Source organism: Dongia sp., from assembly GCF_041910485.1.
Taxonomy (GTDB): Bacteria; Pseudomonadota; Alphaproteobacteria; order Dongiales; family Dongiaceae; genus Dongia.
In genome coordinates, this window is record NZ_JAYRQR010000035.1 from 265564 (window position 1) to 282408 (window position 16845).

The window sequence follows — 16845 nt, forward strand, 5'->3', positions numbered from 1 at the left end:
CGGGCAACCGGCACCGGGTAAAAGCCCGACGCCGAAGAGCCTGCCGCCGATCAGGGCGTTGCCGATTCTTCCGGCTTCGGCGCGGACGAACCGCCCACCACGAATTTGTTGATCAATTCGACCAAATCAAGGGCCCCCTGCGCATAGGCGATCTCATCGCCGTCCTTGAGGATCGCATCCTCGGCGCCGGGTTCGAGCTTGATGTAGTAATTGCCGAGCAAGCCGTCACTGGTAATGATCGCCGAGCTGTCCTTGGGCAATTCCACATCCTTTCGGATGTTGAGCGTCACCACCGCCTGGAACATCTTCGGGTCGAAATCCTGGGCCGTCACCGCGCCAACCTTGACGCCGCTGATGCGGACATCGGTACCCGGCAGGACGGAGCCGCCGCGATCGAAGCGCACGGTCAGCGTATAGCCGCCGCGGTCTTCCTTGATGCCGCTGCCGCTATAGATGACCCAAAGGAAGGCTGCCGCGGCCACAAGCACCACGGCACCCATGATGGTTTCAAGGACATTACGCTGCATGGACCGGCTTTCCCCCTTGCCCGCTGACGATACGCCGTTCAACTCAGGCCGGTTGCCAGGGTTCGTAATCGGCACTGGCCTTGGCGCGCTGGCCGCCTTGCAGCGTATGGCCGGGCGGGCGGTAGGCGAGCGAGGTGCCCGTGCGGTTGGGCTCGTGCGGCTTTTGCCAATCCTTCGGCTCGGCGCGCTTCAGCGGCGGGTTCTTGGTGGTCGCATGCAGCCAGGCGTGCCATTCCGGCGGCACGCGGCTCGCCTCGGCTTCGCCCTTATAGAGCACCCAGCGCTTTTCCCGCTTCTGGCCCTTGGTACGCCGATGGACATAGTATTTGTTGCCAAATTCGTCCGTCCCGACGAGTTCGCCGTTCAGCCAGGTGAAGAGGCGGGTGCCGATGCTCATTCTGTCATTCGCCGTTTGGGTTGCCCAAAGGGGGCAACGGGTTGAATTCGGGGGTTAATTGCTCGGGCCGGACTATACAATCGGGCTTCCGCACAGGCAAGGAACGGCGGACCACCCCTGAAAAGTCAGGTCTTTTTGCATGATATGGAAGGTCGGTACCGCGAATCCGGGATGACTCCCCTGCCCTGTGACCCGGTAACCCGCCCCTTCGAAGAGGCGGATGTTCCCAGAGAGGACCAGCCGGACGTTGAGGGTTAGCCGCGCCGCGCCCCTCGCCCGGGCATAGTCTTCGGCCGCTGCCAGCAGCTGCCCGGCGATACCCTGGCGGCGGCAATCGGGCCGGACCGCGAGGCGACCGATATAGATTTCCGCGCCCTTATCCTCGGCGACGACACAGCCCACCAATTGGTCGCCCGCCAGCGCCTTGAAGATGGCGCCTTTCTCTAGAAGAGCGCTGATGCTCTCCAGCGTCTCCCCCGCCGCACCCGACGGGGGCGTCAGGACGGCAAGCTCGGCAAAGCAGAGATGGATCAGGTTCACAAGCTGCGGCACGTCCGCAGTGTCGGCGCGGCCAAAGCTGAGGAGCGAATCTGCTGACATGGTTCGAAAGCTATCCTGTGCGCTGGATACACACCGTGGTTGGCATCATACCCATCGGCATCTCAGCACGGCACAAAAGCTGTGACCGCCCCCACAATTCACACGATCATCAATTGCCGGTTGCAGGGCTTATTCATAGCCTCCGCCCCGTCGCAACGCTCCTCTCTTGTGCGCCAAGCGCCTGGAGGGAGCAATCAAAGGAAGGCTGATCATGCTTGAACGCAAGATTCCTGACCACGCGCACGACCTTAAGATCGACATGAAGGAACAGTATTCAGCCACGGAAGTCATAGGCCTGATCAGTCTGGCCCGGGCCGGCATGCTCGCCTTTGGCGACGGCGTTGAATACGCACCCGGACGCGCCCCGACCATGACCTTTCGTGACGGCCCCGCCGGCGGCTTACGCATGCGCTCGCCCTTCACCCACCCCAATCCCGAACTGCTCAAACGTCTGGCAAGGGTCTACCAGCCCAATGACGCGTTGCGTGCCTTCCGTATCGGCAGCAACCGGTTCGAATACCAGTATCAGGAAACACTGGCTGACGGGCAGCAGATTGAGCCCGCCGGCAACCCGCGCGCCAGCGGGGCATTGATGACAAATGTGTTCATTCCGGCCGGCGACAAGCGGGAGCGGACCTTCTCATCGAGTTCGGCCTTCTTCATCACCTTCAACCCGACGCACAACGAAGATGGCCGGTTGTGCCTGGCCAAGGTGAAGCTGCCGGCCCTCAATATTACCTGGGCCATGAGGGTCACGGATAGCGAACCGCCGGTCGCCTTCTTGGCCAAGTTCGTCGATATCCAGGCTATGATGTACATACGGGCCTTCACACTGCTGCCGCCTGAGCAGCAGCCAGTACCGCCGCGTTACGCCCCGCCGCCCCGCTCACCGGTGGTCAACAATACGCCCTCGGCCTTGATGTTCAAGGAAATGACGCTCAACCGCAGCACCGGCTATTCGACCGAACGCGAGGAGATCGCCTTCGCTCCGATGACACATAGCTTCGTGGCCGACGCCGAGGCGCATTACCTGATCGAGATCGGCTTGCACCATCAAGCGACCGTGCGCTGGCCGTGGCCAGACCCGGAGACCAGCCAGATTGCACTCAGTGCCTGGACGGATGTCGACTTGGTCAGCATCACGACGCAGAAGCTCGTCGACTGATCCCCCACCCTCTGCGTCGTTTGACGCTGCGCCCGCTTTGTTCCATGTTCGGCATCAACGCCGATCCGCGCAAAGCGGGCGCATTCTTTCCCGGGGGATCCATCCTGAACGACCAACCTCTTGCTCAAGGCCGCGGCCATTGGGCAGCGCTGGGCCTGCTGCTGATCGGCACCGTCTTCGTCAGCCTCATCACGACCTTCGCCAGCCTCGCCTATCAGGGCGGGGCGACCCCGATGCTGCTGGTCTGGTCGCGCTTTACGGCGCTCACCCTCACGCTCTTCCTGGTGCTGCGGGCCGGGGGCGGCACGTTCCGCCTGCCACAACGGAACTTCCGCGCCACTTTCTGGATCGCCATCTGCCTGATGATGATGTCGGTCGGCTATCTGAGCTCGGTCGCCTTCATCAAGGTAAGCCTTGCCGTCATCCTTCTTTATACCTACCCGCTGCTGGTCGCGGTCTTTGCCGCTCTTTCTGGCCGGGAGAAGATCAGCCCCTTGCGCGCCCTGCTGCTGGTGACGGCCTTTGCTGGCCTGGTCATCGCCCTGGGGCGCGATATCGGCCTCACCGTCGACCTTGCCGGCATTGCCTTCGACCCGGCGCAGATCTCGCTCGACTGGCGGGGAGCGGCCCTCGCCCTCATCGCCTCCCTGGGGGTAGCGGGTTTCGTCACCTGGGGTGGGGCCTATCTCGACGGCGTCGATTCACGGGTCATGAACTTCTGGGCCAATTTGTGGATGATCGGCCTTGCCACCCTCTATGTCGCCATCGTCGGCGGCGTGGCCCTGCCGCAAAGCGGTCTTGGCTGGGTCGGCTATCTGGGGGCGACCGCCTGCTATGTGACCGCCATGATCTGCTGGTTCGCGTCGATGAAGACCCTGTCCCCGACCGAAACGGCCATGACCTTGAACCTGGAACCGGCCATCAGCCTGGTCGCGGCGACCCTAGTCCTAGCCGAGGCGACATCGGCGCAGCAATGGATCGGCACCATCATCCTATTGATATCGATCATCTTTTCGAGCGTCGCCGTCCGTCACAAAAAATGAGAATCGATTAATTTCGGCATTTTGCGGTGCGGCACGCATGAGAAACGCCCATAAACCGGGAGGTTCCTCAACATCTATGGGCGTCAAGATTAATAATCACCAAATATTGATATTTTCCTGTTGCCGCTGAACGCCTTGAGGGATCAATATCTGGTCACGGCGCCGGTCTAGCCGACTAGATATAGGCGCGCCGAACCAATCCTTTACCCCTTTTTGCTGAACCAGATTCTGCGAAGGGGCGAGGATTCGGTTCGTGATGCCAGATAAAGATCACTTTCGGGGGCCAAAAAGATGCGGATTGCTCGTCGTTTCACCAAAGCCGGCCAGTCACCCTATGCCGAGATTCTGTTCCGCCGCACGACGAGCGAGATCAAGAATCCGGACGGCTCGATCGTCTTTCAACTGAAGGACATTGAAGTCCCGGCAGATTGGTCGCAGGTGGCGAGCGACGTGCTGGCGCAGAAATATTTCCGCAAGGCCGGCGTCCCCGCCGCGATGCGCCCCGTCGTTGAAGGCGACGTGCCGGATTTCCTGTGGCGCCGCGAGGCTGACCGGGAAGCGCTGGTGAAGTTGCCGGCCGAAAAACGCTTCGGTGGTGAGACCAGCGCCAAGCAGGTGTTCGACCGCATGGTCGGCACCTGGACCTATTGGGGCTGGAAGGGCGGCTATTTCGACACGGAAGAAGACGCCCTCGCCTTCTATGACGAAATGCGCTTCATGCTGGCGCGCCAGATGGGTGCGCCGAACAGCCCGCAATGGTTCAACACCGGCCTGCACTGGGCCTATGGCATCGACGGTCCGGCGCAAGGCCACCATTATGTCGACTTCAAGACCGGCGAGCTGACCCTCTCCGCCTCGGCCTACGAGCATCCGCAGCCGCATGCCTGCTTCATCCAGTCGGTTGCCGACGATCTCGTCTCCGAAGGCGGCATCATGGACCTGTGGGTGCGCGAGGCGCGCCTCTTCAAGTACGGTTCGGGCACCGGCTCGAACTTCTCGAAGCTGCGCGGCGACGGCGAGAAGCTGTCGGGCGGCGGCCGTTCCTCCGGCCTCATGAGCTTCCTCAAGATCGGCGATCGCGCTGCCGGCGCCATCAAGTCGGGCGGCACCACGCGCCGCGCCGCGAAGATGGTGACGGTCGATCTCGATCACCCCGATATCGAGGCCTATATCGACTGGAAAGTGCTCGAGGAGCAGAAAGTTGCCGCCCTTGTCGCCGGCTCCAAGGCCTGCAACGAGCACCTCAACAAGGTGATCAAGGCCGCCCATGAAGGGACCGGCGCCGACAAGCTCGACCCCAAGGCGAACCCGGCGCTGAAGAGCGCCATCCGCGCCGCCCGCAAGGCCGGCGTGCCGGACAATTACGTCCAGCGCGTGCTGCACTTCGCCGGCCAAGGCTATTCTAAGATCGACTTCAAGACCTACGACACCGATTGGGATTCGGAAGCCTATCTCACCGTGTCGGGTCAGAACTCGAACAATTCGGTGCGCATCTCGAACGACTTCATCGAGCGCGTGCAGAAGGATGCCGAGTGGGATCTCATCCGCCGCACCGACGGCAAGCTGCACAAGACCATCAAGGCCCGCGACCTGTGGGAAAAGATTGGTCAGGCTGCCTGGGCCAGCGCTGATCCGGGGGTGCAGTACGACACCACCATCAACGAATGGCACACCTGCCCGGAATCCGGCCGCATCAACGCGTCCAATCCGTGCTCGGAATACATGTTCCTCGATGACACGGCCTGCAACCTCGCCTCGCTGAACCTCATGACGTTCAAGGGCGAAGACGGCAGCTTCGATATCGAGAGCTATGAGCATGCGGTGCGCCTGTGGACCATCGTGCTCGAAATCTCGGTGCTGATGGCGCAGTTCCCGTCGAAGGAAATCGCCCAGCTCTCCTACGAGTTCCGCACGCTGGGCCTCGGCTACGCCAATATCGGTGGTCTGTTGATGTCGATGGGCCTCTCCTATGACAGCGAGGAAGGCCGCGCCATCACGGCGGCCCTGACCGCGATCATGACCGGAATCGCCTATGCGACCTCGGCCGAGATGGCGGGCGAGCTCGGTGCCTTCCCGGGCTATGCCAAGAATGCCGACCATATGCTGCGCGTCATCCGCAACCATCGCCGCGCCGCCTACAGCGAAACCAAGGGCTATGAGGGCCTGTCGGTTCTCCCCGTGGCGCTCGATGCCAAGAACTGCAAGGACACCCGTCTGGTCGAGGCCGCGCGCCGCGCCTGGGACGAAGCCCTGGCTCTCGGTGAGAAGCACGGCTATCGCAACGCGCAGTCGACCGTGATCGCGCCCACCGGCACGATCGGCCTGGTCATGGATTGCGACACCACCGGTATCGAGCCCGACTTCGCCCTGGTGAAGTTCAAGAAGCTCGCCGGCGGCGGCTATTTCAAGATCATCAACCGCATGGTGCCGGACGCCCTGACGACGCTCGGCTACACCGAGGCGCAGATCGATGAGATGGTGCGTTACGCGGTGGGTCACGCGACCTTGAAGGACGCGCCCTATATCAACCATCAGAGCCTGAAGGCCCGCGGCTTCGACGAGGAAACGATCGAGAAGGTCGAGAAGTCGCTCGAATCCGCCTTCGACATCCGCTTCGTCTTCAACAAGTGGAACCTCGGCGAAGGCTTCTGCGAAGCCGCCCTCGGCTTCTCGGCCGAAGAGCTCGCCAACCCGGCCTTCGACATGCTGTCGGCCTTGGGCTACAGCAAGGCCGAATACGAAGCCGCCAACACCTATGTCTGCGGTGCGATGACACTGGAAGGCGCTCCCTTCCTGAAGGACGAACATCTCTCGGTGTTCGATTGCGCCAACCCGTGCGGCCGCATCGGCAAGCGTTACCTGTCGGTCGAAAGCCACATCCGCATGATGGCGGCGGCGCAGAGCTTCATCTCCGGCGCCATCTCCAAGACCATCAACATGCCGAACCAGTCTTCCGTCGAGGATTGCAAATCGGCCTACCTGCTCTCCTGGCAGCTCGGCATCAAAGCGAACGCGCTCTATCGCGACGGCTCCAAGCTGTCGCAGCCGCTCTCGGCCTCGGTGCTGGGTGACGACGACACGGTCGACGATGTCATTGACGCGCCGGCCGCGGCCCGGGCACCGATCGTCGCCGAGCGCATCGTGGAACGGATCGTCGAGCGCATCGTCGAGAAGGGCCGCTCGCGCCTGCCCGAGCGCCGCAAGGGCTATACGCAGAAGGCCATCGTCGGCGGCCACAAGGTTTACTTGCGCACCGGCGAATATGAGGATGGCAAGCTCGGCGAGATCTTCATCGACATGCACAAGGAAGGCGCCGCCTTCCGCTCGCTGATGAACAATTTCGCCATCGCCATCTCGATCGGCCTGCAATATGGCGTGCCGCTCGAGGAATTCGTCGAGGCCTTCACCTTCACGCGCTTCGAACCGAACGGCATGGTCGAAGGCAACGATGCCATCAAGATGGCGACCTCGATCCTCGACTACACGTTCCGCGAACTGGCGGTTTCTTATCTCGGCCGCAACGACCTCGCCCACGTGCAGCCCTCGGACCTCTATCCGGATGCGATGGGCACGGGCGCCGACGAGCAGGCCATTCCGGAGAAGCTCGAGCGCGGCGTCGAGGCCGTGAAGAAGATCGCCTCCAGCGGCTTCGTGCGTTCGAACCTCATCGTGCTGAAGAACGCCAGCATGATCGCCGGCAACACCGCCCTGGCGCATGATCATCACCATGATCACGAGCACCAGCACACCCAGGTCTCGCAGGCGACCGGTGGCGGCAATGGCGGCGGCAACGGCATGGCGACCATCGCGGTTGCGACCAGCATGACCACGGTCGGCGCTGCCGTCGTACAGGCGGTCGACACGCGGCTCGAAAAGATCCGCGAAGCCAAGATGAAGGGCTATGAAGGCGACGCCTGCGGCGAGTGCGGCAACTTCACCCTGGTGCGCAACGGCACCTGCATGAAGTGCACCACCTGTGGCTCGACCAGCGGCTGCTCTTAAGAGGGTTCTGACGAGGTCTCATCATCCGCTGTGACACATAGTTTATGGGAAATGGCCCCATAACTTGCAGTAAATGACACAACAGCGTGCAGTAGGTTGAGAAACACCCCCCAGATGCCCAGCCAGGCGCTGGGGGGCCAATTAGAAATACCTGGCGCGGTAGATTCGTTCTTCGAACCGAGCTCTTCTGGAATAACTTCAAGGAGGAAATCGGCATGACCAGGAACAGGTCGGGCACCGCCGATACCGTAGATGAAGTTCGGAAGATGCCTCTTAGCAATCTAAATGCCGAGATCGCGAAATGCGAATGGGGTTTCCTGAACGGCGGCACAAGTCAGGGCCGCAAATCGTTCTTTAAGCGCCTTGTTTGGCTGGAACAAGTTCGTGAGGAAATACATGGCACGCCCGCTCCGAAGCGATCTTTCCGCTCGCAGTAGCATCTCGGTGACGTAGCCATTTCTCTGCTGAATGACGTTGTGTGGCATTGCACCCGAACTATGCCATCATCACTATTGAGGCGACCCCGGAACCTACTGCATGCTGTTGAGTCAATTTGCTGCAGGTTATGCGTCAAAGGCTATTGACGTGGTCTTACGTCTCAAGGAGTTAGCGAACCCTCAACTGCAAACTATGAGTCACGTAAGACATCAAGGGCGGCCAGCCAGACCGCCCGCTCCTCCGACCTCCTGGAACTGGCCTTAAGTCAAAGACCACCGGGTCCGTGTGCATCACGGGCCCGGTTTTCTTTTGGCTCGTGATAGGAGATACTTCTTCCGCATTCACAACAAATGGAATAGAGGACATGGTCGATCCGCATCTTCTTCTCCCTGGCGAGAAATTGCTTTGGCAGGGCCAACCGGCACCCGGTCTTCGCTTCGAAGCTAAGGATGCGCTTCTCTCCCTCTTCGGCTGCTTCTTCTTTGGATTCTCATTGTTCTGGGAATATCAGGCCTACAACATGGGAGCGCCTGTCTCCTTTCAGATTTTCGGCCTGCCTTTCATCGCTGTCGGCGCCTATCTCGTCATCCTGCGCTATTTCTGGGAGGCGTATGAACGCGGCAAGACGACCTATGTGCTGACTGACAAGAGAGCAATCATCTCGATCGATGGTTTGCGCCGACGCCAGAATACTGTGACACTTGCCAGCGTCGATGAACTGACGTTTGAGGAGAAATCCAGTGATCTCGGGACCATCGTGTTTGGCCGGGACGTAAAGACCGGAAGCGGGAAGAGCCAGCGCACGAGCTATGCGCCACGTTTCAAGTTCATCCCCGCGGCCAAACGTGTCTATCAACTGGCCGACGGCGCCCGTATCAAATCCATCGAGGCATAGTGAAGGCCAACAACACCCCCTTCTCTGCAGAAGGTCGGACGGGGTTAAGATCCTTGCCAGGATCGGCCAATGGCGAAAATTGAAGTCAAGATCTGCGGCGTGAAGACGAAACAGGCGCTAACCGCTGCCGCCAGGAGTGGCGCTGCGTATATTGGCTTCAACTTCTATCGTCCATCCCCGCGTTATGTGACACCAGAGCAGGCGGCGGTCCTCGCCCGGCACATGCCGCCCGGCACAAAAGCCGTTGCCGTCACGGCGGACGCTGACGACACTCTTTTTGAAGAGATTATTCGGCACTTCAGGCCCGATTTCATCCAACTGCACGGTTCGGAATCACCGCAGCGTGCAGCGGAACTCCGCGCCAAATGGAAGATTCAGATCATTCGCGCCGTTCCCATAGACAGTGCAGCTTCTCTTGAAGCTGTGAAAACTCATGAGGAGACGGCGGACTACTTCCTCTTCGATGCCGCGCCGCCAAAGGGCGCCATCCTTCCCGGCGGAAATGCGGCGCGCTTCGACTGGAAGCTCCTGCAGGGACAAAGCTTCCCGAAGCCCTGGTTTCTGTCGGGTGGGCTCAGGGCCGACAATGTGCGGGAGGCCATCGCGCTTTCCGGTGCCATGCGCGTGGATCTTTCATCCGGCGTCGAGCGTTCGCCGGGGGAGAAGGATCCAGCCTTGATTGACGAATTGCTGCGCACGCTTTGACCGCGCGACGAGAGCATCCCCCCAAATCCCCCACACTCAGACGTCATCCCCGGGCGCAGCCCCGGGGATCCAGATTTCCTCGGATAAACTGGATGCCCGGGTCAAGCCCGGGCATGACGCCAGCAGAAATGTGACGCGCTCTACAGTCCCGCCAGCGCCTGCCCCACCGCATCAAGGAAGATGTCCGCATGCTCCTGGGTGAAAACCAGCGGCGGGCGGATCTTCAGGATATTGGCACCGGGGCCGGTGGCGCTGATCAACACCTTGCGGCGCCTGAGATCGTTGACGACATGGGTCGCCGCTGCCGCCAGCGGCTCCTTGCTCTTGCGGTCTTTCACGAATTCGAGGCCGAGGAACAGCCCCGCCCCGCGCACATCGCCGATGATGTCGAAGCGTTCGGCCAGTTTCTCAAGTCCCGCCTTCATATAGGCGCCGACCTTCGCCGCATTGGTGGGAAGGTTCTCGTTCTCGATCACCTCCAGCACAGCTCGGCCCACGGCGCAGGAAACGGGATTGCCGCCGAACGTATTGAAATAGCGCGAGCGGCGGCCGAACTCCTCAACCACGTCCGGCTTCATGATGGCGCCGGCGATGGGGTGGCCGTTGCCCATCGGCTTTCCCACCGTGACGATATCCGGCACCAGCCCGTGGCGGGCGAAGCCCCACCAATCAGTGCCCACGCGGGCAAAGCCCGGCTGCACCTCATCGGCGATATAGATGCCACCGGCGGCCCGCACCGCCTCGACGGCCTCCTTCAAGAAGCCGGGATTGCCGGGAAAGACACCGTCGCTGGAGAAGATGCCGTCGACGAGCAGCGCGCAGGGTTTGATCCCCTGCTCCTTCATCTCAGCAAGAGCCTGCTTGACGCCGGCCGCGAACGCGGCGCCGACATCACCTTCGATCCGGTAGGTGTCGGGCGCCGGCACCAGCTTCACACTCGGCCCGCGCTCGATATAGTCGCCAAGCGAGGGCGAGAGTTCGGCAATCGCCAGAGTCAGGCCATGATAGGCGAGCTTGGTGACGATGACGCCCGTCCCCTTGGTGTATGAACGGGCAATGCGCAGCGCCAGATCATTGGCCTCCGACCCCGTGCAGGTGAACATCACATGCTTGAGCTCGGCCGGAAATTTGGTCAGCAGCTTCGCCGCATAATCGACGATGGTCTCATGCAGATAGCGCGTATGGGTGTTGAGGATGGCCGCCTGCTTGGTGAGCGCCTCGACCACATGCGGGTGGCAATGGCCGACCGAAGCCACATTGTTGTAGACGTCGAGATAGGCCTGCCCCTCGGGGTCATAGAGCCAGACGCCCTCGCCGCGCACGATATGCAGCGGCTTTTCATAGAACAGCCGATAGGCCGGCCCAAGGAGCTCGGCGCGGCGTTTGATGAGCGCCGCGTCGCCGGCGCTGATATCGCCTTCGCGGCCGGGGACATATTGGTTCACCATCGCCATGATCGTCTTCTCCTTCAGGCGCCGCAAAGGTGGCGCAGATAGTCTTGGGCCTTTTCCCGCGGCAGGTCGGCAAAGGCCTTGAGGCCGGCCCAGGCACGCGGCGCGTTGCGCAGGATATAGTCGCGGTTCTCCGGATAGCGTGCCGCGCGCCAGCTGGTGATGCAGGCGGTCGTTGCCATGCGTGCGGCGATCAGATCGTAAAGCAGATCAAGCTCTGTCGGCGTCAGCGGGTTGGTCTCGTGATAAGCGCGGATGAAGTCGCCGGCTTCGGCCAGCGGATTGCCGTCGAGCCCCAATTGGTAAGACGCAGCTACCGCAAGGTCATTGACGAGCGGGGTATGCACCATGTCGCCGAAATCGAGAATGCCCGCGATCTCGTCCTGCCGGTCTTTCTTGACCAACACGTTCGACGGGTTGAGATCGGCATGCACGAACTGCCAGCGCAAGCTTGGCATGACCGGTTGGACATGCGTATCGAAAGCCGTCAGCACCCGCTCGACCAGGGCGCGCCGCTCGTCACCCTCGATATAGGGGAGATATTGCCGCAGCCGGCCGGCATGCTTGATGTCCCAGACCAGTTCGTGATCCGCCGCCGGATGCGTGAGATCGCGGAGCGCAATGCCGAGGCGCGCGAGGGCGCTGCCGATCGCCCGCCGCTGCGCCGCCGAGCGCGGCACCATGCTGAGCGGATCGCCTTCGAGATAGCTGAAAAGGCGCAGCACCATCGGCCGGCCTTCTGCATCCCGCAGCACTTCCTCGTGGCAGCCGTTGACGCTGGGCAACACGCGCTGGACCGGCATGCCGGGATCGACCCGCGCGATATGCAGCAGCGCTTCGGTCTGGAGGTTGGTGACAAGCGCCGCCTCCGCCGGGTTGGCGATCTTCAGCACATGGCTGCCATGCGCATTCCGGATACGGAAGTTCGCGTCGCGCTCGCTGGTGAGCGGACTCGCCGTGCCCGCCAGGCCGAAATAGGTCCGGGCCAGTTCCTCTGCTTCCGCCGTCGTGAAGACCGGCGGCGGCGCCGCTAGCTGGCCATCACCGGAGCCGGCGGCATTTTCGTGTGCGGGCGCGTCTATCGTCTGGTCGGTACTCACGTCTGCTGCCGATATCGGGAGAAAAGTCGGGGAGCACTTATAGCCGGGTGGCGAGACTTGCACCAGTCGCCCCTCCCCACTGGCCAGCGCACTGGCCAGCACACTGGATTGACGGCGGCCGACCCGCTAGGATCGCCGCCGAATTCAACATCATTGCCTGGAAGGAGCATCTCATGGCCGGCAAAATCGAAGCCCGCTTGGCGGAACTCAACATCGAACTGCCGAAGGCGGCCGTGCCGGTGGCAAATTATGTGCCCGTCGTCATCACCGGCAACACGGCCTATGTTTCCGGCCAGGTCACTGTCTGGAACGGCGAGTTCAAGTTCATCGGCAAGGTCGGCCAGGAATTCTCGACCGAGCAGGCGGCCCAGGCGGCGCGCATCTGCGGGCTCAACATCATCGCCCAGTTGAAGAACGCGCTCGGCGATCTCGACCGCGTGAAGCGCATTGCCAAGCTCGGTGTGTTCGTCAATTGCGTCGATAGTTTCTCCGAGCAGCCTAAGGTCGCCAACGGTGTCTCTGACCTGATGGTCGAAGTGTTCGGCGAGGCCGGCAAGCATGCTCGTTCGGCGGTTGGCGTCAACGTCCTTCCGCTCAACCTGGCTGTTGAGGTCGATGCCATCGTCGAGATCGCTTAAGGCGGCACGAGGTCGGTTGCCATGACCGACCTCACCCTCACCGCCCGTGTCGTCGACCGCATCGGGGCGATCGCCCCCGATGCCTGGGATGCCTGCGCGGGGGCGGAAAACCCCTTCGTCAGCCATGCTTTCCTGCAGGCGCTCGAGGCTTCCGGCTCGGTCGGGCGCGGCACCGGCTGGCTGCCGCAGCATCTGGTGCTGGAAGATGATGGCGGCCGCATCCACGCCGCGACTCCCCTTTACGTGAAGGGTCACAGCCAGGGCGAATATGTCTTCGATCATGGCTGGGCTGAAGCTTACGAACGGGCGGGCGGTCGCTATTACCCGAAGCTGCAGATCGCCGTCCCCTTCTCGCCGGTCCCAGGACCCCGCTTGCTGGTGCGCGCCGATGGCGATGTCGCCGCAATCCGCAGTGCCATGATCGACGCGCTGACGGCGACCGCCGAACGGTCCGGCCTCTCATCGCTCCATGTCACTTTCTGCGAGCGCGACGAGGCGATGGACATGGTGGATCACGGCTATCTGCTGCGGCTCGGCACGCAATATCATTGGTCGAACGAAGGCTATCAAAGCTTCGACGATTTCCTCGGCGCCCTCGCCTCGCGCAAGCGCAAGGCCATCCGCAAGGAACGCGCCAGCGTCGCCACCACCGGGATCGACATCCGCGCTTTGAGCGGCGACGAGATCAAATCGGCGCACTGGGACGCCTTCTTCGCCTTCTACTTGGATACCGGCGGTCGGAAATGGGGCCGTCCCTATCTCAACCGCGCTTTCTTCGAGGCGTTGCACCAGACCTTGCGCGACAAAATCGTGCTGGTGATGGCTTTCCGCGACGGGCAGCCCATTGCTGGCGCGCTCAATCTGCGCGGATCGGAAGCCCTGTTCGGCCGCAATTGGGGCTGCATCGAGGATGTCCCCTATCTCCATTTCGAATGCTGCTATTATCAGGCGATCGACTATGCGATCGCGCATGGGCTGAAGCGCGTCGAGGCCGGCGCCCAGGGCGAACACAAGATCCAGCGCGGCTACCTGCCGGTCGAGACCTATTCGGCGCACTGGATCGCCGATGACAATTTCCGCGCCGCCGTCGCCGACTATCTGGACCGCGAACGCCGCGTCATGCAGAACGAGATCGCGGGCCTCATGACTCTCTCGCCCTTCCGCAAAGAGAATGACTAAACACGCCATCGTCATCGGCGGCGGACCCGCCGGGTTGATGGCGGCCGAGCAATTGCTCGCGGCCGGGATCGCGGTCGATCTCTACGAAGCCATGCCCTCGCTCGGCCGCAAGTTCCTGATGGCCGGCAAGGGCGGGCTCAACATCACCCATTCCGAACCGCTGGATCGTTTCGTCGCCCGCTATGGCGATCGCGCAGCGCAAGTCGGCGCCTGGCTTGCGGACTTCGGCCCGGACGATTTGCGGCGCTGGATTCAAGCCCTCGGCGTCGAGACCTTCGTCGGCACGTCGGGCCGCGTCTTTCCGGCGGAAATGAAGGCAGCACCCTTCCTGCGCGCCTGGCTGCACCGGCTGCGTGGTCAAGGCCTCCGCATTCATGTCCGCCATCGCTGGACCGGCTGGTCGGCGGCGGGCCGTCTCACCTTCGCGACGCCCAAAGGCACCGTCGAGAAAGAAGCCGACGCGACGATCCTGTCGCTGGGCGGTGGTTCTTGGCCGCAGCTTGGCTCGGATGGTTCGTGGCAATCCTTGCTGGCGGCCGAGGGGATCGCCGTCGCCCCGCTCGTCCCGGCCAATTGCGGCTTCGACGTCGCCTGGAGCGATCATCTCCGCACACGCCACGCCGGCGCCGCGCTCAAGAACATTGCCGCCACCTTCGACGGACAGCGGCGCATGGGCGAGGCCATCGTCACGGAAACCGGCATCGAGGGCGGCTTGATCTATGCCTTGTCGGCCAGTCTGCGCGAGGCGATTGCCGCCAAGGGTGCAGCAACCCTCAGCCTCGACCTCCTGCCCGATCGATCGGTCGAGGAAATCGCCCGCATCCTGGCCGGTCGCGGGTCACGCTCTTTGTCGTCACACCTCAAATCGGCGCTCAATCTGCCGCCCATCAAGGCAGCGTTGCTGCACGAATGCCTGCCGGCGGACCGATTGAAGGATCCCTCGGTGCTTGCCGCCGCATTCAAGGCGCTGCCCCTCACTCTCCGTTCGCCGCGTCCATTGGCCGAGGCGATCAGTTCGGCGGGCGGCGTCAAGTTCGCGGCGCTGTCGCCTACGCTGATGTGCGAAGCGAAGCCCGGCCTCTTCTGCTGCGGCGAGATGCTGGATTGGGAAGCGCCGACCGGCGGCTATCTGCTCACCGCCTGCTTTGCCAGCGGTCATGTGGCGGGCCAAGGTGCTGCCGATTGGCTCAAGCGTCCTTCTTGACGCGCTCCCCCCTCGCCCCTTAAGAGAAGCGTCGATGGTTCCCCAATGGATGAATTCCAGGGGATTAATAGGGAACACGGTGCGGACGACCCAGAAGGGGCCAAAACCGTGACTGCCCCCGCAACTGTAAGCGGATAGCCTGGTGCCCATCAAAGGCCACTGATCTCCCTCAAAGGGATTGGGAAGGCCGGTACCAGGCAGTGACCCGCGAGTCAGGAGACCTGCCATCGACGCGTTGGATTTCAAACCGGGCGGGGTGCCCGAGATGGAGACGTCGATATGCCGCCAAATTTGGCGTGCCGGTCAGCCGGCCATTCCTCTTTCCTGCGTGCGCTTGCATTCGTCCGGCCAATAGCTGGAACGGGTCATCGCCCAAATTCTCCGCATCCCTCCCCGGCAAGCGCTCAACGCTAACCCGTTGTCACATCGCATTTTATAATGTTATGTTATAACATAACATTCATGGAGATATCTATGCGCCTTTCTGTTCTTTTGCTCACCCTAGTCGCCCTTGCGGGCACCGGCCTCGCTGCCGCTCCCGCCGCTGCCAAAACGCAATACCCCCTCACCCTGCAGAACTGTGGCGAAACGCTCGTCTTCGAGAAAGCGCCGACCCGGACCGTTTCGATCGGCCAAAGCAGCACGGAGATACTCTACGCCTTGGGGTTGGCGGATAAGGTTGTCGGAACCGCCGTCTGGTTCACCCCGGTCCTGCCGCAATTCGAATCCGCCAATGCCAACATCAAGCGCCTCGCCGACAATGATCCGAGCTTCGAAAGTGTCGTTGCCGAACGACCGGACCTGGTGACTGCGGAATATGAATGGCATGTCGGCCCGCAAGGGTCCGTCGCCACGCGGCAGCAGTTCCATGATCTGAAGATTGCCAGCTACATCTCCCCCGCCGATTGCGTCGCCAAGGACAACACGGCCGGTGGAGATGGCGTGCGCAAGGAAATGTTCGACTTGGCCCTCCTCTACCAAGAGATCAGGGACATGGCGAAAATCTTCGACGTCGAAGAGCGCGGCGAACAATTGGTTGCCGACCTCAAGGCGCGCACGGCCAAGGCCGTTGCCTCGGTCGCCGACACGCAGGCAAAGGGTCTCTCGATGGTCTTTTGGTTCTCAAGCCCGGAGATCAAAGGCGATGCGTACATCGCCGGCAAGAACGGGACCCCTGCCTACATCATGGCGGCACTGGGTGCCCGCAATGTCGTAACGACCGAGGAGGAATGGCCGCTCGTGGGATGGGAGACGATCGCGCAGGCCGATCCGGATGTGATCGTGCTGGCACGGATGGACCGCCGCCGCTTTCCGGCCGACGATGTCGAAGCCAAGTTGAACTTCCTGAAGACCGACCCGGTGGCCAGTCAGCTCAAAGCCGTGAAGAGCGGACACATCGTCATCCTCGATGCGCAGGCGATGAATCCGTCGCTGCGCGTGGTCGACGGCGTTGAGGCTGTCGCCAATGGCGTCAGAGCTCTCGGCCTCAGCAATTGATCGC

The 16845-nt window shown here is 62.1% G+C and carries 13 protein-coding genes, 1 pseudogene and 1 riboswitch; of the genes and pseudogenes, 9 read left to right on the top strand and 5 right to left on the bottom strand.

What is annotated here, in order from left to right:
• Positions 1-50: 50 nt before the first annotated feature.
• The 3 genes and pseudogenes from mlaD to ACE3PP_RS12105 form a co-directional block, all read right to left on the bottom strand.
• A complete protein-coding gene (gene mlaD, locus ACE3PP_RS12095; protein ID WP_374382508.1) occupies positions 51-527 on the bottom strand; it encodes an outer membrane lipid asymmetry maintenance protein MlaD in 477 nt (158 codons plus the stop codon).
• A gap of 43 nt (positions 528-570) precedes the next feature.
• Positions 571-930 (bottom strand): annotated as a pseudogene (locus ACE3PP_RS12100) (NADH:ubiquinone oxidoreductase subunit NDUFA12); the annotation flags it as partial.
• Between the two features lie 66 nt (positions 931-996).
• The gene (locus tag ACE3PP_RS12105) at positions 997-1524 is read right to left on the bottom strand and encodes a GNAT family N-acetyltransferase (protein ID WP_374382511.1); all 528 of its coding nucleotides are present in this window, start codon (positions 1522-1524) and stop codon (positions 997-999) included.
• A gap of 166 nt (positions 1525-1690) precedes the next feature.
• Here ACE3PP_RS12105 and ACE3PP_RS12110 point away from each other — a divergent pair, with 166 nt between their 5' ends.
• The 5 genes from ACE3PP_RS12110 to ACE3PP_RS12130 all read left to right on the top strand — a co-directional run bounded on the left by ACE3PP_RS12110 (position 1691) and on the right by ACE3PP_RS12130 (position 9772).
• On the top strand, positions 1691-2689 hold the full coding sequence (locus ACE3PP_RS12110) for a hypothetical protein (protein WP_374382514.1): 999 nt from the start codon (positions 1691-1693) through the stop codon (positions 2687-2689).
• A 44-nt stretch (positions 2690-2733) separates the two neighbouring features.
• Positions 2734-3732, top strand: a complete 999-nt coding sequence (locus ACE3PP_RS12115) for a DMT family transporter (RefSeq protein WP_374382517.1) — start codon at positions 2734-2736, stop codon at positions 3730-3732.
• A 291-nt stretch (positions 3733-4023) separates the two neighbouring features.
• Complete coding sequence (locus ACE3PP_RS12120) at positions 4024-7734, top strand: vitamin B12-dependent ribonucleotide reductase (protein WP_374382520.1); 3711 nt, start codon at positions 4024-4026, stop codon at positions 7732-7734.
• 802 nt (positions 7735-8536) lie between these two features.
• Complete coding sequence (locus ACE3PP_RS12125; RefSeq protein WP_374382523.1) at positions 8537-9067, top strand: hypothetical protein; 531 nt, start codon at positions 8537-8539, stop codon at positions 9065-9067.
• 69 nt (positions 9068-9136) lie between these two features.
• Positions 9137-9772, top strand: coding sequence for a phosphoribosylanthranilate isomerase (locus ACE3PP_RS12130; protein ID WP_374382526.1), 636 nt, complete (start codon positions 9137-9139; stop codon positions 9770-9772).
• A 140-nt stretch (positions 9773-9912) separates the two neighbouring features.
• Here the strand turns inward: ACE3PP_RS12130 and ACE3PP_RS12135 are convergent, their stop codons facing one another.
• Both ACE3PP_RS12135 and ACE3PP_RS12140 read right to left on the bottom strand, forming a co-directional pair.
• A complete protein-coding gene (locus ACE3PP_RS12135; RefSeq protein ID WP_374382529.1) occupies positions 9913-11226 on the bottom strand; it encodes an aspartate aminotransferase family protein in 1314 nt (437 codons plus the stop codon).
• 14 nt (positions 11227-11240) lie between these two features.
• Entirely contained in the window at positions 11241-12323 is a 1083-nt protein-coding gene (locus ACE3PP_RS12140) for a phosphotransferase (protein ID WP_374382532.1), read from the bottom strand.
• Between the two features lie 173 nt (positions 12324-12496).
• Between ACE3PP_RS12140 and ACE3PP_RS12145 the strand changes: the two genes are divergently transcribed.
• The 4 genes from ACE3PP_RS12145 to ACE3PP_RS12160 all read left to right on the top strand — a co-directional run bounded on the left by ACE3PP_RS12145 (position 12497) and on the right by ACE3PP_RS12160 (position 16841).
• Entirely contained in the window at positions 12497-12961 is a 465-nt protein-coding gene (locus ACE3PP_RS12145) for a RidA family protein (protein WP_374382534.1), read from the top strand.
• A gap of 21 nt (positions 12962-12982) precedes the next feature.
• A complete protein-coding gene (locus ACE3PP_RS12150; protein ID WP_374382538.1) occupies positions 12983-14140 on the top strand; it encodes a GNAT family N-acetyltransferase in 1158 nt (385 codons plus the stop codon).
• Complete coding sequence (locus tag ACE3PP_RS12155; protein WP_374382541.1) at positions 14133-15344, top strand: TIGR03862 family flavoprotein; 1212 nt, start codon at positions 14133-14135, stop codon at positions 15342-15344. Before ACE3PP_RS12150 ends, ACE3PP_RS12155 begins: the two co-directional genes overlap by 8 nt.
• Before the next feature lie 18 nt (positions 15345-15362).
• Positions 15363-15588: riboswitch (cobalamin riboswitch) on the top strand.
• A 230-nt stretch (positions 15589-15818) separates the two neighbouring features.
• On the top strand, positions 15819-16841 hold the full coding sequence (locus ACE3PP_RS12160; RefSeq protein ID WP_374382543.1) for an ABC transporter substrate-binding protein: 1023 nt from the start codon (positions 15819-15821) through the stop codon (positions 16839-16841).
• Positions 16842-16845: the final 4 nt, after the last annotated feature.

Coding starts and splice junctions, on each gene's coding strand:
- ACE3PP_RS12155 (WP_374382541.1), top strand. CDS start 14,133: ATGACTAAACACGCCATCGTCATCGGCGGCGGACCCGCCGGGTTGATG.
- mlaD (WP_374382508.1), bottom strand. CDS start 527: ATGCAGCGTAATGTCCTTGAAACCATCATGGGTGCCGTGGTGCTTGTG.
- ACE3PP_RS12130 (WP_374382526.1), top strand. CDS start 9,137: ATGGCGAAAATTGAAGTCAAGATCTGCGGCGTGAAGACGAAACAGGCG.
- ACE3PP_RS12115 (WP_374382517.1), top strand. CDS start 2,734: ATGTTCGGCATCAACGCCGATCCGCGCAAAGCGGGCGCATTCTTTCCC.
- ACE3PP_RS12135 (WP_374382529.1), bottom strand. CDS start 11,226: ATGGCGATGGTGAACCAATATGTCCCCGGCCGCGAAGGCGATATCAGC.
- ACE3PP_RS12145 (WP_374382534.1), top strand. CDS start 12,497: ATGGCCGGCAAAATCGAAGCCCGCTTGGCGGAACTCAACATCGAACTG.
- ACE3PP_RS12105 (WP_374382511.1), bottom strand. CDS start 1,524: ATGTCAGCAGATTCGCTCCTCAGCTTTGGCCGCGCCGACACTGCGGAC.
- ACE3PP_RS12120 (WP_374382520.1), top strand. CDS start 4,024: ATGCGGATTGCTCGTCGTTTCACCAAAGCCGGCCAGTCACCCTATGCC.
- ACE3PP_RS12160 (WP_374382543.1), top strand. CDS start 15,819: ATGCGCCTTTCTGTTCTTTTGCTCACCCTAGTCGCCCTTGCGGGCACC.
- ACE3PP_RS12125 (WP_374382523.1), top strand. CDS start 8,537: ATGGTCGATCCGCATCTTCTTCTCCCTGGCGAGAAATTGCTTTGGCAG.
- ACE3PP_RS12150 (WP_374382538.1), top strand. CDS start 12,983: ATGACCGACCTCACCCTCACCGCCCGTGTCGTCGACCGCATCGGGGCG.